Origin of the sequence: Brenneria izadpanahii, from assembly GCF_017569925.1 — a bacterium.
Taxonomy (GTDB): Bacteria; Pseudomonadota; Gammaproteobacteria; order Enterobacterales; family Enterobacteriaceae; genus Brenneria; species Brenneria izadpanahii.
Genome location: NZ_CP050854.1, coordinates 5,223,289 through 5,243,697 on the forward strand (window position 1 = coordinate 5,223,289; position 20,409 = coordinate 5,243,697).

At 51.3% G+C, this 20,409-nt stretch carries 18 protein-coding genes; 10 read left to right on the plus strand and 8 right to left on the minus strand.

The genetic code is table 11. The annotated features are described in order from the left end of the window. Positions 1-284: 284 nt before the first annotated feature. The 7 genes from rbsR to HC231_RS23345 form a co-directional block, all read right to left on the minus strand. Entirely contained in the window at positions 285-1,280 is a 996-nt protein-coding gene (rbsR, locus tag HC231_RS23315) for a ribose operon transcriptional repressor RbsR (RefSeq protein WP_208229074.1), read from the minus strand. Positions 1,281-1,283: 3 nt separating this feature from the next. Further along, positions 1,284-2,210, minus strand: a complete 927-nt coding sequence (rbsK, locus tag HC231_RS23320; RefSeq protein WP_208231498.1) for a ribokinase — start codon at positions 2,208-2,210, stop codon at positions 1,284-1,286. A gap of 75 nt (positions 2,211-2,285) precedes the next feature. Beyond that, positions 2,286-3,173, minus strand: a complete 888-nt coding sequence (rbsB, locus tag HC231_RS23325) for a ribose ABC transporter substrate-binding protein RbsB (protein ID WP_208229075.1) — start codon at positions 3,171-3,173, stop codon at positions 2,286-2,288. Positions 3,174-3,198: 25 nt separating this feature from the next. After that, entirely contained in the window at positions 3,199-4,167 is a 969-nt protein-coding gene (rbsC, locus tag HC231_RS23330; RefSeq protein WP_208229076.1) for a ribose ABC transporter permease, read from the minus strand. A 7-nt stretch (positions 4,168-4,174) separates the two neighbouring features. Continuing rightward, positions 4,175-5,680 carry a ribose ABC transporter ATP-binding protein RbsA gene (gene rbsA / locus HC231_RS23335; protein ID WP_208229077.1) on the minus strand — a complete coding sequence of 502 codons (1,506 nt, stop codon included), beginning with the start codon at positions 5,678-5,680 and terminating at the stop codon, positions 4,175-4,177. A gap of 7 nt (positions 5,681-5,687) precedes the next feature. Continuing rightward, positions 5,688-6,107 (minus strand): D-ribose pyranase, encoded by a 420-nt coding sequence (gene rbsD / locus HC231_RS23340; protein WP_208229078.1) that lies wholly within the window; start codon positions 6,105-6,107, stop codon positions 5,688-5,690. A 408-nt stretch (positions 6,108-6,515) separates the two neighbouring features. Beyond that, positions 6,516-6,908: a YgiW/YdeI family stress tolerance OB fold protein gene (locus tag HC231_RS23345; RefSeq protein WP_208229079.1), complete on the minus strand. Its 393-nt coding sequence runs from the start codon at positions 6,906-6,908 to the stop codon at positions 6,516-6,518. 209 nt (positions 6,909-7,117) lie between these two features. On the opposite strand from HC231_RS23345, the gene qseB reads away from it, so the two are divergent. Both qseB and qseC read left to right on the plus strand, forming a co-directional pair. Continuing rightward, complete coding sequence (gene qseB / locus HC231_RS23350) at positions 7,118-7,780, plus strand: quorum sensing response regulator transcription factor QseB (protein ID WP_208229080.1); 663 nt, start codon at positions 7,118-7,120, stop codon at positions 7,778-7,780. Next, positions 7,777-9,126, plus strand: a complete 1,350-nt coding sequence (gene qseC, locus HC231_RS23355; RefSeq protein ID WP_208229081.1) for a quorum sensing histidine kinase QseC — start codon at positions 7,777-7,779, stop codon at positions 9,124-9,126. Before qseB ends, qseC begins: the two co-directional genes overlap by 4 nt. Positions 9,127-9,201: 75 nt before the next feature. On the opposite strand, the gene kup is transcribed toward qseC, so the two are convergent. Then, positions 9,202-11,070: a low affinity potassium transporter Kup gene (kup, locus tag HC231_RS23360; RefSeq protein ID WP_208229082.1), complete on the minus strand. Its 1,869-nt coding sequence runs from the start codon at positions 11,068-11,070 to the stop codon at positions 9,202-9,204. Positions 11,071-11,331: 261 nt separating this feature from the next. Here kup and ravA point away from each other — a divergent pair, with 261 nt between their 5' ends. From ravA to atpB, 8 genes are all read left to right on the plus strand, one after another. Then, positions 11,332-12,828, plus strand: a complete 1,497-nt coding sequence (gene ravA / locus HC231_RS23365; RefSeq protein ID WP_208229083.1) for an ATPase RavA — start codon at positions 11,332-11,334, stop codon at positions 12,826-12,828. 6 nt (positions 12,829-12,834) lie between these two features. Beyond that, a complete protein-coding gene (gene viaA, locus HC231_RS23370) occupies positions 12,835-14,304 on the plus strand; it encodes an ATPase RavA stimulator ViaA (protein WP_208229084.1) in 1,470 nt (489 codons plus the stop codon). Positions 14,305-14,540: 236 nt separating this feature from the next. Beyond that, positions 14,541-14,948: a transcriptional regulator AsnC gene (asnC, locus tag HC231_RS23375; protein ID WP_246494869.1), complete on the plus strand. Its 408-nt coding sequence runs from the start codon at positions 14,541-14,543 to the stop codon at positions 14,946-14,948. Positions 14,949-15,037: 89 nt separating this feature from the next. Then, positions 15,038-15,481 (plus strand): FMN-binding protein MioC, encoded by a 444-nt coding sequence (gene mioC / locus HC231_RS23380; RefSeq protein ID WP_208229086.1) that lies wholly within the window; start codon positions 15,038-15,040, stop codon positions 15,479-15,481. A 377-nt stretch (positions 15,482-15,858) separates the two neighbouring features. Next, positions 15,859-17,748, plus strand: a complete 1,890-nt coding sequence (gene mnmG / locus HC231_RS23385; RefSeq protein ID WP_208229087.1) for a tRNA uridine-5-carboxymethylaminomethyl(34) synthesis enzyme MnmG — start codon at positions 15,859-15,861, stop codon at positions 17,746-17,748. 182 nt (positions 17,749-17,930) lie between these two features. Further along, the gene (rsmG, locus tag HC231_RS23390; protein WP_208229088.1) at positions 17,931-18,551 is read left to right on the plus strand and encodes a 16S rRNA (guanine(527)-N(7))-methyltransferase RsmG; all 621 of its coding nucleotides are present in this window, start codon (positions 17,931-17,933) and stop codon (positions 18,549-18,551) included. Between the two features lie 621 nt (positions 18,552-19,172). Continuing rightward, complete coding sequence (gene atpI / locus HC231_RS23395) at positions 19,173-19,556, plus strand: F0F1 ATP synthase subunit I (protein WP_208229089.1); 384 nt, start codon at positions 19,173-19,175, stop codon at positions 19,554-19,556. 22 nt (positions 19,557-19,578) lie between these two features. Next, positions 19,579-20,382, plus strand: coding sequence for a F0F1 ATP synthase subunit A (gene atpB, locus HC231_RS23400; protein ID WP_208229090.1), 804 nt, complete (start codon positions 19,579-19,581; stop codon positions 20,380-20,382). Positions 20,383-20,409 lie beyond the last annotated feature (27 nt).

A 20,409-nucleotide genomic window follows, 5' to 3' on the forward strand; every position in this document is an offset into this window, starting at 1 on the left:
AATTGTTAAAGAGCAGTGCCACAATATCCTGTGGCGCGGGCGGCATATACTATGCTTTTCCGCAGTGAAGTCAAGCGATTATTGCCTGGCTTCCGACTTACCGCACAACAGCGCGAGCGCCGTTGCCGTGTCAGTGGGAGCGCATTATAGGGACTTCTCGGCGGCTGACAAGCGCTAAATGAAAAAAAATAGTTGAGTGCGTTTTTTTTCGGCAACTCGCCGGGAAAGGCAGCATTATGTAGGATATTTAAACGTTAAAAGGCTCGAATCATTGGTGAAATTAGTTACCCAACAGATTTACGCACCATCAATTCCGGCGTAAGCACCAGAACATTCGGTTCAGTATCGGGATGTTCCAACCGATACAGTAAGGTATCAACGGCCAACTCGCCGAGTTCATCTTTAGGTTGATGGATTGTCGTAAGAGGAGGGGACATATAGCGGGCCAACTCAATATCATCATAGCCGATAACCGCCATGTCTTTGGGGATGGTGAGTCCGGCTTGATACAGCGCATGATAAACGCCGACCGCCATGGCGTCATTGCCGGCAAACACCGCATCAGGTTTATTTTCTAACGACAATAGCTGCCGCATTGCCCGATAACCGGTTTCAAATTCAAAATCACCAAAAATTTCATACCCTGCTGGAATAGATAACCCGGCAAGCTGCATGGCCTGACGATACCCTTCGAGCCGGTTATACGCTGTGGTTTTATCTTTTGGGCCCGCAATACAGGCTATTTTTCGATAACCACGTGAAATAAGGTAATTCGTCGCCATCTCGCCGCCCAACAGGGAATTATCCTTAATGACGTCAATTCCCCCATCAAACGGCGCCCAATCCATCACTATCATCGGTATAGAAGGATAGCGATTCATCATATCAGGCAGCGGCCGATGGCTTTCTGTGCACATCAGCAGTACGCCATCGACGCGTTTTTGCAGTAATGTTTCCAGACTGCGACTCATTCGGTCGCGGTCACCTTCGGTATTACACAGGATCAGACTGTAGCCCCGTTCATAACAACTGCGCTCAACGCCACGCACCACCTCGGCGTAAAACGGGTTGTTACTGGCCGTCAGCAGCATGCCTATCGTTTGCGTCTGATTGATTTTGAGACTTCGGGCCAATGCAGAAGGCGCATAATTAAGCTGCTCAACGGCAGCCATCACCCTGTCGCGGACGGTATCGCTGACAAAGCGGTTATTATTGATAACGTGGGAAACCGTAGAGGTGGAAACACCCGCTAAACGGGCGACATCTTTCATGGTTGTCAAAGCTCACCTCTGGGATTGCAAGAAAGCATCTATCTCTTCACGCCACGGTACGGACGGCTGGGCTCCTGGACGGGTGACGGCGATCGCGGCGGCGGCATGAGCGAACTTAACCGCGGCCGACATCGGCTGATTCTCCAGCAGCGCCGTTACCAGCGCGCCGTTGAAGGTGTCTCCGGCGGCAATGGTGTCCACCGCCTGAACCCGATAGCCTGGAATACGTCGCCCATTGCCTTTTTCACTCAACCAGACGCCACGGCTGCCTAAGGTAATCAGTACGGTTGCAATACCTTTATCATGTAATACCTGCGAAGCGCGAGCCGCATCGTCTTCTGTTTTGACGGCGATCCCCGTCAGGCGCTGAGCTTCCGTTTCATTGGGGGTAATGATATCCACCAGCGACAGCAATTCATCAGGCAGTTCACAGGCCGGCGCGGGATTAAGAATAACCTGGGTATGATGTTCATGAGCAAGTCTGGCCGCCGCCGTTACCGTTTCCAATGGCGACTCAAGCTGCATAAGCAAAGCGGAAGCATCGATAATTTGCCGTTGATGACGGCGAAGGTAGTCTGGGGTAACGGCCGCATTTGCACCGGCGTTAACCGCGATCATATTCTCAGCCTCACCGTTGACGAAAATCAAAGCCACGCCGGTCGTTTGGCCTGAAACAGCTTCAACCGCCGAAATATCAATACGGTCTTCGCTTAACTGCCGGCGGATCTTTGTACCGATGTCATCATCGCCGACACAGGCGATAAAGGCGATATCCGCGCCGCTGCGTCCAGCGGCAACAGCTTGATTAGCCCCTTTTCCGCCGAAAGCGACACGGTATTGCTTACCGATCACCGTTTCCCCCGGAAAGGGAAATTGCTCCAGATTGAGAATATGGTCAGCATTAATACTGCCCAATACCACCAGCTTACCCATTTTCATGATGCTGAATTCCGATACGTTTATCATGCGCCGCCGTGTTAACGGCGGCGCTCGCCCTGCTCTTCTTTATATTGACTACTTTGTTACCAGTTTCAGATCAACCGGGATGATAGCCTGCACTTTTTCGCCTTTCAGCGCCTTATCGGCGGTTTCAACGCCGATAACGCCAATCTGATCGGGGCGCTGCGCGACCGTTGCGGCCAATCTGCCGGACTCAACGGCTTTCACGCCGTCTTCCGTGCCGTCAAATCCCACCACCAGCACATCAGTTTTACCTGCGGTTTGCAACGCCCGCAACGCGCCAAGCGCCATTTCGTCATTCTGAGCAAATACCGCCTGCACTTCAGGGTGCGCCGTCAAAAGATTCTGCATTACATTCAGCCCTTTAGTGCGATCGAAGTCGGCAGGCTGACTGGCCAGAATAGTAAACTTGTGGTTTTCGGCGGACTTTATAAAACCCGCGCCGCGCTCACGCGCCGCAGAGGTTCCGGCAATCCCTTCCAACTGGATGATCTTGGCGCCTTCACCCACTTTTTTCGCAATAAAATCACCGGCGACTTTACCGCCAAAGGCATTATCAGAAGCGACGTGGCTAACCACTTCACCGCTGCTTGCCACGCGATCGAGGGTAATTACCGGAATTTTCGCCTGGTTGGCCAGCTTAATGGCGTTACCCACCGCATCGGAGTCAGTAGGGTTAATCAGCAGTACTTTCGTGCCACGAACCGTCAGATCCTGAACGTTCGCCAGCTCTTTGGCCGGGTTGTTTTGAGAATCCAACACCACCAGGTTATATCCCAGCTTGTCGGCTTCTTTTTGCGCCCCATCTTTCATTGATACAAAGAACGGGTTATTCAATGTTGATACCACCAGAGCAATCGTATCTTTGGCCAGTGCATTGGCGCTGACAGCCGCACTTAGCGCAACAGCAGAAACCAGTGTCGCCAGTTTTTTCATATTCATAGCTCAATTCCTGTGTGAATAAGGGTTATTTACCGCTTTTGTTATCTACCAAAACCGCCAGCAAAATGACGACTGCTTTGACGATCATCTGGTAGTAAGAAGAAACACCGAGTAAATTCAGTCCATTGTTAAGAAAACCGAGGATCAGCGCGCCAATCAGCGTGCCGATAATACGTCCTTTTCCGCCGGCCAAACTCGTTCCGCCCAGCACTACCGCCGCGATGGCGTCAAGCTCGTAGCCTGTTCCGGCGGTAGGTTGAGCCGAAGATAAACGCGCCACTTCGATAATTCCCGCCAGGGCGGATAACAGCCCGCACAGGGAATAGACGATGATTTTAATTTTATCAACGCTGATGCCCGACAGCCGGGTGGCGGACTCATTGCCGCCCAGCGCATAGATATAACGGCCTAACCGGGTGTGATGCAGCATGTACCAGGCCGCCGCGAATACGATAACCATAATCCAGACGGGCGTCGGAACCCCCAACGGACGACCGATGCCGAACCAGCCGAAGGCATCCGCGGCATCGGAAAAGCCGGTATTCATCGGGCTGCCGTTGGTATAAACCATGGTGACGCCGCGCAATAACAGCATCATGACCAACGTGGCGATAAACGCCTGAACTTTTCCTTTCGCGACAATAACGCCCGTTCCCGCGCCAATAAACGTCCCCAACGCCAGCGCGCCTAACACCGCGAACAGGGCGTTGACCTCAAGACCGACAATCGATGCGGCCACCGCGCCGGTCAGCGCCAGTAAAGAACCAACGGAAAGATCGATGCCGGAAGTAAGAATCACCAGCGTCATTCCCACCGCCATGATGGCATTGACGGACGTTTGCTGGAGAATATTGAACAGATTGTTCAAGGTGAAAAAATTAGGGCTCATAGCGGAAACGGCCGCAATAAGGATCAGCAGGGCGATCAGCGATTTCTGCTCAAGTAGCCATTCTTTACTGAACCAGCGTTTTGCCGTGATGGATTGGGAATTCATGTCTGACTTACTCCTGCTTTACGCCGTATTGCTTACCAACGGCCGCAGCCATCAGCGCTTCCTGGGTTGCTTGCTCAATCGGAAACTCGCCGCTTAAGCGGCCTTCGTGCATAACAATGATGCGATCGCTCATTCCCAATACTTCGGGCATTTCGGATGACACCAGGATGATGCTCAGTCCCTCTTGTTTGAACTGATTGATTAACTGATAGATTTCTTTTTTGGCGCCCACATCGACCCCGCGTGTGGGCTCATCAAGAATCAACACGTTGGGGCGGGTCATCAATCCGCGGGCGATGGCGACTTTCTGTTGATTACCGCCGGACAACAGCCCGACAGGCTGCTCCATAGACGGAGTTTTGATATTAAACAGGCGGATAAAATCGCCGACGGCCAGCTGCTCTTGCGGATGTTTAATCTGACCGCCGCGACGGCTGAAATAACGCAGTGCAGTTAACGACATATTCTCTTTGACCGACATGCCTAATACCAAACCGTCGCGTTTTCGATCTTCAGAAATATAGACAATACCGTTGGCCAGACCATCCTGCGGTTTACGTGTCACGACCTCCCGCCCATCCAGCGCCACATAACCGCCGGACCGCGGCAGTGCGCCGTAAAGTATTTTCATTAATTCGGTACGCCCGGCGCCCATTAACCCCGCAACGCCAAGAATTTCCCCTTTGCGTACGGTAAAGCTGACGTTATCGACGCCTGGCCCGGAAAGATTCTTCACCTGTAAGCGAACGTGTCCCGGCGGCTGATTCAGGCGAGGATATTGATCTTCCAGTTTGCGGCCGACCATCATTTCAATCAGCCGATCTTCCTGCAAATCGCTAACCGGGCATTCGCCGATAAACTGGCCGTCGCGAAATACGGTCACGTCATCGCATATTTCAAAGATCTCTTTCAGACGGTGAGAAATATAAACAATGCCGCGCCCCTGAGCCTGTAACTCTTTAATTACGCTGAATAACGATGCGGTTTCGGTATCGGTCAGCGCATCGGTAGGCTCATCCATGATGATGACTTTTGATTCAAAACTCAGCACTTTGGCGATCTCCACCATTTGCTGATCGCCAATCGACAGATCGCCAACCATACGCCGGCTGTCATACCGCAGGTTCAAACGCTTCAGCAGTTTGTCCGCTTCCGCGTACATCTTATTCCAGTCAATACGGCCAAAGCGGTTGGTGAACTCACGTCCGAGAAAAATATTTTCGGCGATAGTAAGCTGGGGGATAAGGTTGAGTTCCTGATGAATAATACCAATTCCGGCGTCCTGAGAGGCTTTCGGACCGCTGAACTCCACTTCTTTTCCCAGAAAACGCACGCTGCCGGCGTCTTTCTGGTAGATACCGGTCAACACTTTCATCATGGTGGATTTACCGGCGCCATTTTCGCCCACCAGCGCCATCACCTTGCCCGGATAAACATTCAACGCCGCCCCGGAAAGCGCCTTAACGCCGGGAAAAGTTTTGGTAATGCCTTGCAGTTGCAGTAAAGGTTGCATTGATGCCTCAGAACGTTACGCCTGCGCAAAGAATGACATTGGCATACGGAGAGCATTCTCCGCTGCGAATGATGGCCCGGCTTTTTCCGCTTTGAATTTTGAAATCCTCATGGCTGACATAATGCAATTCGATTGAGTTTCCCTGATGTCGCTCAAGCTGTTTCAATTGATCGAGTAACGCGTTATGGAGTGTTGGATTTTTTTCCGCCATTTCTTCCGCAAGAATCGCGGCCTCGACCTGCATCTCGCTGGTGACGGCCTCCACAACCTGTAAAAAGGTGGGGATGTTGTGAGTCAATGCCATATCGATTCGCGTTGTCGTATCGGGAATAGGCAAGCCAGCGTCGCCAATCACCACCCGATCGGTATGACCCAAACGGGAAATTACGGAAGATATATCTGCATTCAGCAATACGGCTTTTTTCATTGATTCACCCCACCAGCGAAACGTTTCGCTGGTAAAGATTGTAGGAAAAGAGAATACGGAAAGGCAAAGGAGAGATAGTAAAATTGTGATCGTTATCGAAACGTTTCGCTGACGTGAAGTAAAATTGAAGATACCGACGGTAAAAACCGCGGAGAAATGCGAATAAACGCAACGCACAAAAAGCTAGGCCGATGCAAAAGGCGGAACATGCCTAATACCAGTTTGATATTGCCCGCCTCTACGCGGTTCGACCTAACAGGCGCCGCTTGCGGCGTGTAAAAACGCACGCGTTTTTGTAAGGGAACACAGCGGCGGGGTTAACGTTTAGGATACCCCGCGCCGTGATCCCGGCTTAAACGCAAGGCATCAGGATTTATGCTCGCCTGGCCCAATATTCAAGCCCGGAGTTCAAAGTTTACGGATATGTTTTACTTCCAGCTCAACGGAGTTGAAATCTTTATCCAGCTCGCCCTGAATCTCGACTTTATCCGTGGGAGAAACGTTCTGCCCGTTCCAACGCTTATGATCGATCTCTACTCTTATCGTGCCCGTTGCATCACGGAACAGGTAATCGTCATTGCCGATGCGCTGTTCTATATTACCTGTCAGAGTAATCCAACTGTCATCTTTCATCTCCAGAGCCTTGTCTACCGTGGTCGCGCTGCTGTTCGGGCCTGAAAATCCGCCTTGCGGCGCGCTGACGGCCGAAGAATCAGGGCTTACCAAGCCCCCAGTCTGGGCAGCGAAGACCGGTGCGGAAATCAGGGCCGTAATGGCGAAAAGTGCGATTGTTTTTTTCATGCTCTACCTTCCTTATTCCATGTATTTTCATCGTAGTTCGGTTTTCAGGCAGCATTAAAACAAATGGTTCTTAACAGCATCTTAAGAAATGGCCGCCGGTGATTTTATTTGTTTATCTTGTCGTTATTGCCCGATTCTGGCGATTTTACCTGTACATGCCGTCACGCTATTTCGTATAAAAACCCAAGACAAGAATGCATGGAGCAGCCATGAGAATTTTGTTAATCGAAGACGATCGTCTGATTGGCGACGGGCTTAAAGCCGGACTAACCAAACTTGGTTTTAATGTTGACTGGTTTACGCAAGGTAAAGCAGGCGCCGCGGCCATAGACGCGGCACCTTATGATGCGGTGGTGCTCGATCTCAGCCTGCCGGAAATAGACGGGTTGGATATTCTGCGGCAATGGCGCCAGGCCAGACACGATGAACCGGTACTGGTCCTCACCGCCCGAGACGCGTTGGAGCAGCGCGTTGAGGGGTTGCAACAGGGCGCTGACGACTATCTGAGTAAACCCTTTGCCCTGACGGAGGTCGCCGCGCGCCTACAAGCGCTGATCCGTCGTCGGCACGGACAGCTTCAGCCCGTACTGACGCATGGCGCCGTATCTCTTGAGCTGGGATCTCGTACCGTAACTTTAAACAACGAACCGCAGGTACTTAAATCCCGCGAGTTGGCGCTGCTTGAACTGTTTCTGATGAATCCCGGCCGCGTATTGACGCGCGCGCAGTTGGAAGAAAAACTGTATGGCTGGGATGATGACGTATCCAGCAACGCTGTCGAAGTGCATATCCATCATTTACGCAAAAAGCTGGGCAGCGGCTTCATCCGCACGGTACACGGCGTCGGCTATATTCTGGGAGAGGCGTCATGAAGTCTCTCAGCCTGCGCCTGCGGCTGGCTATCGGATTTATTTTGCTGACGCTGGTCTGTTGGGGGATAGCCGGACTCCTGTCCTGGCATCAAACACGCCATACGATTAATGAACTGTTCGATACCCAGCAAATGCTATTTGCCAAACGGCTGGCCACTGTAAATCCCAAAGAGTTAAGCGCCAATCCCCAGTCACTGCCGAAAACCAAAAAGCTGGCGCGCCATCATCGAGGCAATCAGGAAGAAGATGCGCTGGCCTTTGCGCTATTCACCCGGGATGGCCGGATGGTGCTGAATGATGGCGAGAACGGTAAAGATTTCATCTTTAACTACTCGCAAAATGGGTTTACCGACGGCAGGCTGCGCGACGATGATGATAAATGGCGTATGGTATGGCTGGCGACGGAAGATAACCGCTATATCGTCGTTGTCGGGCAGGAATGGGAATACCGTCGGGATAGGGTTCTGGATATCGTAAAGACTAATCTCATGCCCTGGCTATTTGCCCTGCCGGTTATGCTGCTACTGATGTTCTGGCTGATTTCCCGTGAACTGTCGCCGCTTAAGCTCATCGCCAGACAGCTTAGCCGGCGTCCTCCTGAAGAGGACGCGCCGCTTGATACCCGTGCGATACCCAAGGAAGTTCTGCCGCTGGTCAATGAGCTGAACAACCTGTTTACCCGCATCAGCGACATGCTGTTGCGCGAGCGTCGCTTTACCTCCGATGCCGCCCATGAGTTGCGCAGCCCGCTGGCGGCCCTGAAGGTGCAGACGGAACTGGCGCAGTTGTCCGATGACGACGAGATCGTACGTCGTCGGGCGCTGAATAATCTGGACGAAGGAATAGATCGCGCCACGCGGCTGGTGGATCAACTGTTAACGCTTTCCCGGCTGGATTCTCAATCCTTCGCTAACGGATTGATGCCCGTTCAATTACGGGATCTGCTACAGCAAATGGTTGTCGATCATTACCATAAAGCACATATGGCGGGCATCGAACTGATGCTTGATGTTCCGAAAGAGCCGGTTGTTATCCAGGGCCATCCGCTGCTGATGACGGTACTGATTCGTAATCTGCTTGATAACGCCATTCGCTACAGCCATAAGGGCGGAACAATAAAACTGAAGCTCTCGGCGCGGAAAATCCAGGTTATCGACGATGGACCGGGTATTAGCGGCGAGGCATTGGCCAGGGTGGGCGAACGCTTTTATCGCCCCCCCGGACAGGAGAAATCCGGCAGCGGTTTAGGGCTATCCATTGTGAATAATATCGCCCGGCTGCATGGCATGCGGGTTAATCTGGCCAACCGTCCCGAAGGCGGTCTGGAAGCATCGGTAAGCTGGTGAAGGCCGGCGGGGCGTCGTTCCAACCCCGTCGGGCCGGGTTTTACCCGCTCCGCGCCGCCACCGCAATGAATTTGCTTAAATCTCTACCTGAATACCGAGTTCAATCAACCGGTTAGGCGGAATTTCAAATTGATCGGCCGCCCGTAGCGCGTTACGGCTAAGCATCATAAATAGTTTGCCGCGCATACGCAGATACCAGGGACGTTTGCCCATCGTCAGTGACTCGTTGGACATAAAGAATGAGGTTTCCAGCATCTCGCAGGTCAACCCATCCTGCCAACAGCGATGAAACACCTCTTCTACGTTAGGCGTTTCACGCCAGCCATAGTTGGCGATAACGCGCCAGAACGTGGGCGAAAGTTGTTCCACCGAAACCCTGCGCGCATTAAGCACGTAGGGCGCATCTTCGTTTTTCATGGTCAGCAGCACCACCCGTTCATGCAATATCTTGTTATGTTTCAGGTTGTGCAACAGCGCAAACGGAATAACGTGCGTGGCCCGCGACAGATAAACCGCCGTTCCCGGCACTTTTAACGGGGGATTTTTCTCTAACGAGGCGATCATGGCGTCCAGCGAATTACCATGCTCGTTCAGGCGGCGTAACAGCCTGAACCGCTCACTTTTCCAGGTGGTCATGATGATAAACATCACCATTCCCAGCGTCAGCGGCAACCAGCCGCCTGAGAAGATTTTCACCACGTTGGCCAAAAACATCGGCACGTCGATCAGCAACAGCCCGATCAGCAGTATCCACACCAGATAACGGTGCCAGTGCCAGTTATGTATCGCGACGGTACAGGACAGGATACTGGTCAACACCATGGTCCCGGTTACCGCGATACCGTAGGCGGCGGCCAGGTTGCTCGAATGTTCAAAGCTGGCGATCACGATCACCACGGCAACGTATAACAGCCAGTTAATCGACGGGATATAAATCTGACCGGACTCCATATCAGAGGTATGCACAATACGCATGGGGGGAAGATACCCCAGGCGCACCGCCTGGCGGGTGAGTGAAAATACGCCGGAAATGACCGCCTGTGACGCAATGATCGTCGCCAGCGTCGCCAACACCAGCAATGGAATCAACGCCCAGTTGGGCGCCAATAGAAAGAAGGGGTTTTTAATCGCATCCGGATTTTTAAGTAATAACGCGCCCTGACCAAAATAATTGAGCACCAGCGAGGGAAGAACGACGGTAAACCAGGCCAGACGGATAGGAAACTTGCCGAAGTGCCCCATATCCGCATACAGCGCCTCGACGCCGGTAATAGCCAGCACCACCGCCCCCAGCGCAAAAAACGCCACCATTTTATATTCAATAAAGAAGTGAATGGCCCACATCGGATTCAGCGCATGCAGCACTTGCGGGTTGGCAATGATGCTCCGCGCGCCCAGCACCGCCAGCGTAAGAAACCAGAGCATCATGACCGGCGCAAACAGTTTTCCTACGCTTCCGGTGCCATGCTTCTGAATAATAAACAGTAATGTCAGCACGACAATCGATGCCGGAACGATATAGTGATCCATCGACGGCGCGACGATTTCAATCCCCTCTATCGCAGACATCACCGATATCGCCGGCGTGATGACCACCTCGCCATAGAAAAAACTGCCGCCAATCAGCCCCATAATCACCAATATCGACGTCATTCGATAAGAGGTATTACGCCCGGCCAGCGACATCAGCGTGAGGATACCGCCTTCACCGGCGTTATCGGCCCGCATGACATAAGCCAGATACTTCAGAGAGACGACAATGATCAATAGCCAAAAGATCAAAGAAAGAAAACCAAATACCGAGTCTGGTTCAACACCAAAACCAAACTGCCCAGATAAGCACTCCCTTAGCGTATAAAGCGGGCTGGTTCCTATATCTCCATAAACCACCCCTATCGCTGCCAGCGTGACGGCCGGAAGCGAACGTTTATGTTCTGAGCTCATAAAACTTATCTTCTTTTATCAATCTGTTAGCGAATACTGGCTTTGAATTTCTATCCGCCCAAAAACGCACAGTATGCACAAATAACCGCAAAATCCTATTTTTATATTGATTATGAAACATCCTGAAAAAGGTCGTTTATTGATTAACCAACCTGGAAGGATTGATAATTAGCTCTTTCCAGCTAAGAAAAATCTGTGATCTGCCGTTTATTATTAGTATTGTTTTTATGCTAGCGAAACCACGGGAACGATTGATTAATTATGGTTCAATCCGCCGCTTTGGCTGAGAGAATTTCACGCCTCAGTAATGCACTAGAGCATGGCCTGTATGAACGGCAACATGCTATTCGCCTGTGCCTGCTGGCCGCGTTAAGCGGAGAAAGCGTTTTTCTGCTGGGTCCGCCGGGCATAGCCAAAAGCATGATCGCCCGACGCCTTAAATTCGCTTTTCGTCATGCGAATGCTTTCGAATATCTGATGACGCGCTTTTCCACGCCCGAAGAGGTGTTCGGTCCGTTGTCTATTCAGGCGCTAAAAGATGAAGGACGCTACCAGCGATTAACCGAAGGTTATCTGCCGGAAGCGGAGATAGTCTTTCTGGATGAAATCTGGAAAGCCGGCCCGGCGATATTAAACACGTTACTGACCGCCATTAACGAACGCCGCTTCCGCAACGGCAACAGCGAAGACCCCATACCAATGCGTCTTCTGGTCACCGCTTCCAACGAACTCCCCGAAGCAGACAGCAGTCTGGAAGCCCTGTATGACCGAATGCTCATTCGTCTGTGGCTGGATCGGGTGCAGGAAAAACATAATTTCCGCGCCCTACTGTTGAATAACGGCGGCGCCCATGACAACCCAGTCAGCCCGTCCGTCAGCGTAAGCGATGAAGAATATCAGCAGTGGCAAAAGGATATTGACCAGGTTTCACTGCCGGAAAACTGCTTCGAACTGATTTATCAATTACGCCAGAAGCTCGATACCCTGGAGCAGGCGCCCTATATCTCCGACCGGCGCTGGAAAAAAGCGCTGCGTCTGCTCCAGGCCTGCGCCTTTTTCAGCGGGCGGGAAAGCATTACCCCGGTTGATATTATCTTGCTGAAGGATTGTCTGTGGCACGACGGGGATACCCTGATTCTGGTAGAGCAGCAGCTCGAACAGCTGGTAACCGAGCAGGCTTATCAGCAAAAGGATCAGCTGTTTCGCTTACAACAGTTAAACATGAAGCGTCAGCAATACCAGATGCAGCAGAGCGAGCTACAGGCGCTGACGCTGGAAAGACACGGCCACTTTTTAGGCCGGAAATTCCACTATTCCTTACCGGAGACGTTGAGCGAGGATTCCATCGGTCTGGTTTTACAACGGCCGCTCGTACTCAACGACATAGAGGTTACCCATCTGGTCATTGATAAAAACGCCTTGCAAAGCTGGCTGCAAAAAGGGGGAGAAATACGCGGAAAACTAAATGGCGTCGGTTTTACTCAACCGCTGGATCTGGTGGTGGACGATCGCCATCATCTGACCATCCGCGATATCAGCCTGCAATCATCCATCCTTTCACTGCCGGAAAAGCGCGACGTCACCTTACCGGCGGAACTCATGGATGAATACGCAAATTTGAAAATACAATCGAGTGAACAACGGCGTTTATTCAATCAACATCAGCCCTGTTTGTTCGTTCCCGCAGAATGGCTGGCAAAGATCGAATCCAGCCTGCAACACGTTGCTGAGCAAATTCAGCAATCAGAACTGGATTAAACGCCGATGATCACGCTGGAATCATTGGAAATGCTGCTGTCGATCGACGAAAACGAACTACTGGACGACATGATAGTGACGCTTTTGTCTACCCCGCAGTTGGCGGTTTTCTTTGAGAAGTCTCCCAGACTAAAGTCCGCGCTGCTTAACGATATCCCGATCTGGAAAGAAACGTTAAAGCAGCGCCTGCACAGCACTCAGGCGCCTCCAGAGCTGGAAACGGAGTTCGAATGCTATCAGCGTTCCCAGACGGCGAACCAGCAGGCATTTCAGACGCGGCTGCCGCGAATAATGGAAATGCTCAGTTCGGTTGAGTCTCCGTTTCTAACCCAGGCCGATCGGCTGATACACCAGCCAGAATTCACGCTAGGGCAAAAAATAAGCAGCGGATTACGCTCGCTGTTTTTACAGCGCTGGCGGCTAAGCCTGACGCTGCAAACCGTTTCCCTGCATCATCAGATCATGGAGCAGGAACGGGAGATCCTGCTGGATGAGCTACAGCAAAGACTGACGCTGAGCGGCAAGCTGGAGCCTATTCTGGCGGAGAATGAACATGCGGCGGGGCGGTTGTGGGATCTCAGCGCCGGGCGGCTGATTCGCACCGATCATCAGATTCTGCTGGATTTCGGCGCATTCCTGCAACGACAGCCCGCGCTGCAACGCCTGGCCGAACGTTTGGGACGCAGCCGGGAAACAAAATCCATTCTTAGCCAGGACGCGCCGAAAGAAACATTCCGGGTGATGGTTCGTGAACCGGAAACCGTACCGGAACAGGTCAGCGGCATTCACCAAAGCGATGACATCCTGCGCCTGTTGCCGGTGGAAATGGCTTCAATGAACATCGGCGAACTTGAATATGAATTCTACCGCCGATTACTGGAACATCGCCTGTTAACTTACCGTTTGCAAGGCGAAAACTGGCGCGAAAAAATCAGCGAGCGGCCGGTTATTCATCAACAAAACGAACAACAGCCGCGCGGGCCGTTCATCGTCTGCGTTGACACTTCCGGCTCTATGGGCGGATTTAACGAGCGCTGTGCGAAAGCCTTCTGTCTGGCGTTACTGCGCGTCGCGCTGGCCGACAATCGCCGTTGTTACATCATGCTGTTTTCAACCGGCATAGTGAAATATGAGCTGACCGGCGAAAACGGGCTCGAACAGGCGATTCGCTTCCTAAGCCAGACATTCCGCGGCGGGACAGACTTAAGCGCCTGCTTATCCGCCCTGATAGATAAAATGGAGGAAGGACAATGGCACGATGCCGATGCGGTCGTTATTTCAGATTTTATTGCCCAACGCTTGCCGGATGAGGTGATCAATAAAGTCAAACAGCGTCAGAAACTGTTACAGCACCGCTTTCATGCCGTAGCGATGTCCGATCACGGCAAACCCGGCATCATGCGCATCTTCGATCATATCTGGCGCTTTGATACCGGCTTAAAAAGCCGATTAATGCGGCGCTGGCAGCACGTATAAACCCATCCCTACCCGACCGAATGGCTGAAAGACGCCGGCACGCCCGTTGTTCAAGAGATGGCGGGACTATCCGAATCGGCGTATAAATTATCTTCTTGATTGAGATTCTTCCTGGTAAGTTGCCCTTTAAGAGTCAATCCATCACCTTATAACGCGATTAAATGAAGATTTAAGGAGAAAACGTGTCGGAAACCTATCAGATCGATAATCTCGATCGCGGCATTCTTTCTGCGTTAATGGACAATGCCCGAACGCCCTATGCCGAACTGGCGAAGCAGTTTTCCGTCAGTCCCGGAACCATCCATGTCAGGGTGGAAAAGATGAAACAGGCGGGCATCATCATCGGCACGCGGCTGGATGTGAGTCCGAAACAGCTGGGGTATGATGTCTGCTGTTTTATCGGCATCATTCTGAAAAGCGCCAAAGATTATCCGTCGGCGCTGGAAAAGCTGAATAACCTGGAAGAAGTGGTGGAGGCTTATTACACCACAGGCCATTACAGCATTTTTATTAAGGTTATGTGCCGCTCAATTGACGCCCTGCAACACGTACTTATCAACAAGATCCAAACAATTGATGAGATACAGTCCACTGAAACGCTGATCTCCCTGCAAAACCCCATTATGCGGACGATCGCGCCCTAACTCATTTTTCTATACCCCTATTATCCACAGGTAGATCCCAGCCTGATCACAGCGTACAATGTCCCGTCTTTTATCAGGTGGGATGGTGTATGGCAGATATTACGCTAATCAGCGGCAGTACCTTGGGCAGCGCCGAATATGTGGCGGAGCATTTAGCCGAAATACTGGAAAAGAAAAACTTCTCCACGGAAATGCTGCATGGTCCCGAACTGAATGAGCTGCCGGATAGCGGTTTATGGCTGGTGGTCACATCGACTCACGGAGCGGGTGAACTGCCGGACAATCTGCAGCCGCTGTTTGAACAGTTGGAACAGCAGAAACCCGATCTTTCCCAGGTGAGTTTCGGTGCGATCGGTATCGGCAGTAAAGAGTACGATACGTTTTGCGGCGCGATCCTGACAGTGGATCGAATTCTTAGCCAGCTAGGCGCAAAAAGGATCGGCGAGATACTGCGAATTGACATCACCCAACACGAAATCCCGGAGGATCCCGCAGAAGAGTGGCTGGGATCCTGGATTAATTTACTCAATTAAGGTGAAATATTCAGCAGTTGAATGTGGATAACTATGCTCAATTCAGGTGTGAAAGCGGTAGTTATCCAAAGAACAACTGCTGATCGTTTTTTGCCCTGTGCACAAGTAGCCATTAAGATCCCAGCTTATACGTTGCAGGATCACCGATCATTCACAGCTAACGATCTTCATTAATTCATTGATCCTTAGCATGAATAAGCACTTATCCACACGGATGGACGATCCTAATAAGAGATCTAATAAAGAGATCTTTAAATAAAAAGATCTTTCTTTAATTAGCAACGATCCAACCTACTTGGTCGTTTGCTTAAAGTTGAGTAGAATCCACCTCCCCAGAGCCAGTAACGATCATTCGCAACTATGCGAGGAGCAGTACCATGTTTTATCCAGATCCTTTTGACGTCATCGTGATCGGCGGCGGTCACGCCGGTACGGAAGCGGCAATGGCCTCAGCCCGTATGGGACGGCAAACCCTTTTGCTGACGCACAATATCGATACGTTGGGGCAAATGTCTTGTAACCCGGCGGTTGGCGGCATCGGGAAAGGTCATCTGGTTAAAGAGATCGATGCCATGGGCGGGCTGATGGCTCGCGCCGTCGATCAGGCAGGCATTCAGTTTAGGATACTAAACATCAGTAAAGGCCCGGCGGTCCGCGCAACACGCGCTCAGGCCGATCGAGTCCTCTACCGGCAGGCGATCCGCACCGCGTTGGAAAACCAGCCTAATCTGATGATCTTCCAGCAGGCGGTTGACGATCTTATCGTTGAAAACGATCGTGTTGTGGGCGCGGTGACTCAGATGGGGTTAAAGTTCCGGGCCAAGGCCATCGTGCTGACCGTGGGAACTTTCCTTGATGGCAAAATTCATATTGGTCTGGATAATTACAGCGGCGGACGCGCCGGGGATCCGCCCTCCATTCCGCTGGCGCGACGCCTGCGTGAGCTGCCGTTGCGGGTTAATCGCCTGAAAACCGGTACGCCGCCGCGTATCGACGCCAGAACCATCGATTTTAGCGTACTGAAGCAGCAGCATGGCGACGATCCCATGCCGGTGTTTTCGTTCCTGGGGCAGGCAAGCCAGCATCCGGCGCAAATGCCTTGCTATATCACGCATACCAATGAAAAAACGCATGACGTGATCCGCAATAATCTGGATCGCAGTCCGATGTACGCGGGGATCATTGAAGGGATCGGCCCTCGTTATTGTCCTTCCATTGAAGACAAGGTTATGCGCTTCGCCGATCGCAATTCGCACCAGATCTTTCTGGAGCCCGAAGGGCTGACCAGCAATGAAATTTATCCCAATGGGATTTCAACCAGTCTGCCGTTCGATGTGCAATGGCAGATCGTACGTTCCATGACCGGAATGGAAAATGCCCGTATTGTGCGTCCCGGTTATGCCATTGAGTACGATTTCTTCGATCCGCGCGATTTAAAAAATACCTTGGAGAACAAGTTTATCCACGGGCTGTTCTTTGCGGGCCAGATTAACGGCACCACCGGCTATGAAGAGGCCGCGGCTCAGGGAATGCTGGCGGGATTGAATGCCGCCCGTTTGGCGTTCGAACAGGAGGGGTGGTCGCCACGCCGCGATCAGGCCTATCTGGGGGTGCTGGTGGACGATCTCTGCACGCTGGGAACCAAAGAACCCTACCGGATGTTTACCTCCCGCGCCGAATACCGCCTGATGCTGCGGGAAGACAATGCCGATCTGCGTTTAACGGAAATCGGCCGCGAACTGGGGATGGTGGACGACTATCGCTGGGCGCGTTTCAATGAGAAGCTGGAACGCATTGAAAAAGAACGCCAGCGTTTACGTGATATCCGGATCCATCCGCAATCCGAACATCTGGATCAGGTCAATGCCTTGCTGAAAACGCCGCTTTCACGTGAATCAAACGGCGAAGAGCTGCTGCGTCGTCCGGAAGTCGACTATGCCATGCTTACCCAACTGCCGTTATTCGCCCCGGCGTTGACGGATGAACAGGCCGCCGAACAGGTTGAAATTCAGGTTAAATACGAAGGATATATCGCCCGTCAGCAGGACGAAATCGAGAAACAGCTGCGTAACGAAAATACGCTTCTGCCGGCCGAGCTGGATTATCGCCAGGTCAATGGTCTGTCTAATGAAGTGATCGCCAAGCTTAACGATCATAAACCCGGTTCGATCGGCCAGGCTTCCCGAATTTCCGGTATTACGCCCGCGGCGATCTCTATCCTGTTGGTATGGCTGAAAAAACAAGGTCTGCTGCGCCGCAGCGCCTGAGTTGAGGTTGCATTATCATTCTGAACTGGTGACGAAGGGGCTATCGGTCGCGTATTCTTTGCGATAGTCGTTCTCGCGCGTTTTCCGTCGTTCCTGCCTACTGATTTCGCCATCCCTGCGGCGGTAGGCGGGGATACCTGTCACCAGTCTGATATCCACATAAATAATTCCAGGATCTTATTGTGCACAATACTCTCGATAATCTGCTGAAAACAGCCGGCATTGTGATCTCAGATAAACAAAAAATATTATTAATACAATATGTTGAGATGCTGAATAAGTGGAATAAGGCCTATAACTTGACCTCCGTTCGCGATCCCCGCCAAATGCTTGTCAGACACATTATGGACAGCATCGTGGTCGAGCCCCATTTGCAGGGGCAGCGTTTTATCGACGTGGGAACCGGGCCCGGACTGCCGGGGATCCCGTTGGCGATAGTCCGCCCCGCGTCGCATTTTACGCTGCTCGACAGCCTGGGAAAACGCGTTCGCTTCCTGCGTCAGGTTCAGCACGAACTACAGCTTGAGAATGTTTCACCGGTACAAAGCCGCGTCGAAGATTTTCCCGCCGAACCTCCCTTTGATGGTATTATCAGTCGCGCATTTGCTTCTCTGCAGGATATGGTTAAGTGGTGTCACCATCTTCCCGCCAAACCGTCCGGCCGTTTCTATGCCTTGAAAGGCGTATTACCTGAAGAAGAGCTTGCGGCGTTGCCGCAAGGGATTGGGCTAGAGCAGGCCATTAGCTTGTCGGTGCCGGAATTGGAAGGCGAGCGTCATCTGATTGTGCTTAAACCAAACTAATTTTGCGTTTTATCAAAAAAATTATAACTAATATCTTGTTATCGGTTATTCACATTGCTGGTCGTTTTATGTGTGCTTTGATGGTTAGCGATCACCAATATTTCACATATGACTGTTTTACTTTTGAAAAATTTACTTTCAAGATGAATGTTCATCGATCAAAAAATTGCCCGCTCGCAAAAATCATGCTGATTTGTTTGTTAAATTGGTAAAGTAAAAACATTAATAATGTCAACAAATGGTTTATGCGCTGTTTATCGCGTGTTTTTGATGAGTGTTTTTTTAACTAATTGAATTTAAATAATATAAATAGCTCTCTCTGCTAAAGACAAGAAACGACGCCATCCGCTATAAAATGTTAAAAGGCGCGTTTATGTGAGGCGTATCACAGATTAGAGGGCGTTAGAAATTAATTGCAATACATTGATGCGAGTATGGTTGTTAGCGAAAATGAGGTTCTGGCAAGAGATTTAAATAATTGTTCACCTTTTCGCTACTTATCGATTGAATTCGCAGGTATGACCCGTATAATTTGCTCGTTTTTTGCTGCTTGACTCAAGGGGATAAAGGCAGTTTTATACGTCTTCAGCATGCCTCTAGAGGTACGGAGAAAACAAACGTATGTCTGTGTCCCTTTACAGCGGAAAAACGGCTCTGAGGTTGCTGTTATTGCAGTTAGCCACGTTTATTCTGCTGAGCGCGGTGTTTACGGCTCGCAGTCTTGAGGCCGGGAGTTCCGCGTTGGGCGGGGGGCTGGCGGCCTGGTTGCCAAACGTCTTGTTTGTGCTGTTTACCTTGCGTCATCAGTCAAATAAACCAGCGGATGGACGCGTTGCCTGGTCGTTTGCTATTGGTGAGGCGCTTAAGGTATTGCTCACCATTGCACTATTGGTGGTAGCGTTAGGGATGTTCAAAGCGGCCTTTTTTCCGCTTGGCCTGACTTATTTATCGGTGCTGGTTATGCAGATAGTGGCGCCGGCCATCGTTAATCGTTACCGTAATTAACAACAAAAGGGTAAGAGACATCATGTCTGCATCAGGAGAAATCTCTACTCCTCAAGAGTATATCGGTCATCACCTGACACACTTGCAGGTGGGAACGGGGTTCTGGTCGATTAACATTGATTCGATGTTTTTCTCTATCGCTCTTGGGATCCTCTTTCTGGTTATCTTCCGCCGGGTTGCTAAAAAGGCGACCAGCGGCGTGCCAGGTAAATTGCAAACGGCCGTCGAGCTGATTATCGGCTTTGTCGATGGCAGCGTGCGCGATATGTATCACGGCAAAAGTAAGCTGATTGCCCCCCTGGCGCTGACCACTTTCGTCTGGGTCTTCCTGATGAACCTGATGGATTTGCTGCCCATCGATTTTCTGCCGCAGGTCTGGGCCGCCATTTACGGCGCTCTCGGCCACGATCCGGCGCACGCCTATCTGCGCGTGGTGCCCTCTGCTGACGTGAACATCACCCTTTCGATGGCGCTCGGCGTTTTCATTCTTATCCTGTTTTACAGCATCAAAATGAAGGGTGTCGGCGGGTTTGTGAAAGAACTAACCATGCAGCCGTTTAATCATCCGGTATTTATTCCTATCAACCTGATTCTTGAAGGTGTCAGCCTGCTGTCTAAACCTGTTTCCCTTGGTTTGCGACTGTTTGGCAACATGTATGCGGGTGAGTTGATCTTCATCCTGATTGCCGGCTTGCTGCCGTGGTGGTCTCAATGGGTGTTGAATGTGCCTTGGGCCATTTTCCACATTTTGATCATTACGCTTCAGGCTTTTATTTTCATGGTTCTGACGGTTGTTTATCTCTCGATGGCATCTGAAGAGCATTGATTTTCTTTCAACACAATAACGTTTTAA

Bases quoted from the DNA above. Each gene is read 5' to 3' on its own strand.
- rbsC (WP_208229076.1), bottom strand. From the start codon at position 4,167: ATGAATTCCCAATCCATCACGGCAAAACGCTGGTTCAGTAAAGAATGG.
- HC231_RS23345 (WP_208229079.1), bottom strand. From the start codon at position 6,908: ATGAAAAAAACAATCGCACTTTTCGCCATTACGGCCCTGATTTCCGCA.
- asnC (WP_246494869.1), top strand. From the start codon at position 14,541: ATGGACAATGCCCGAACGCCCTATGCCGAACTGGCGAAGCAGTTTTCC.
- rbsK (WP_208231498.1), bottom strand. From the start codon at position 2,210: ATGAAAATGGGTAAGCTGGTGGTATTGGGCAGTATTAATGCTGACCAT.
- rbsA (WP_208229077.1), bottom strand. From the start codon at position 5,680: ATGCAACCTTTACTGCAACTGCAAGGCATTACCAAAACTTTTCCCGGC.
- ravA (WP_208229083.1), top strand. From the start codon at position 11,332: ATGGTTCAATCCGCCGCTTTGGCTGAGAGAATTTCACGCCTCAGTAAT.
- viaA (WP_208229084.1), top strand. From the start codon at position 12,835: ATGATCACGCTGGAATCATTGGAAATGCTGCTGTCGATCGACGAAAAC.
- kup (WP_208229082.1), bottom strand. From the start codon at position 11,070: ATGAGCTCAGAACATAAACGTTCGCTTCCGGCCGTCACGCTGGCAGCG.
- qseC (WP_208229081.1), top strand. From the start codon at position 7,777: ATGAAGTCTCTCAGCCTGCGCCTGCGGCTGGCTATCGGATTTATTTTG.
- atpB (WP_208229090.1), top strand. From the start codon at position 19,579: ATGTCTGCATCAGGAGAAATCTCTACTCCTCAAGAGTATATCGGTCAT.
- mnmG (WP_208229087.1), top strand. From the start codon at position 15,859: ATGTTTTATCCAGATCCTTTTGACGTCATCGTGATCGGCGGCGGTCAC.
- qseB (WP_208229080.1), top strand. From the start codon at position 7,118: ATGAGAATTTTGTTAATCGAAGACGATCGTCTGATTGGCGACGGGCTT.
- mioC (WP_208229086.1), top strand. From the start codon at position 15,038: ATGGCAGATATTACGCTAATCAGCGGCAGTACCTTGGGCAGCGCCGAA.
- rbsB (WP_208229075.1), bottom strand. From the start codon at position 3,173: ATGAATATGAAAAAACTGGCGACACTGGTTTCTGCTGTTGCGCTAAGT.
- rbsD (WP_208229078.1), bottom strand. From the start codon at position 6,107: ATGAAAAAAGCCGTATTGCTGAATGCAGATATATCTTCCGTAATTTCC.
- atpI (WP_208229089.1), top strand. From the start codon at position 19,173: ATGTCTGTGTCCCTTTACAGCGGAAAAACGGCTCTGAGGTTGCTGTTA.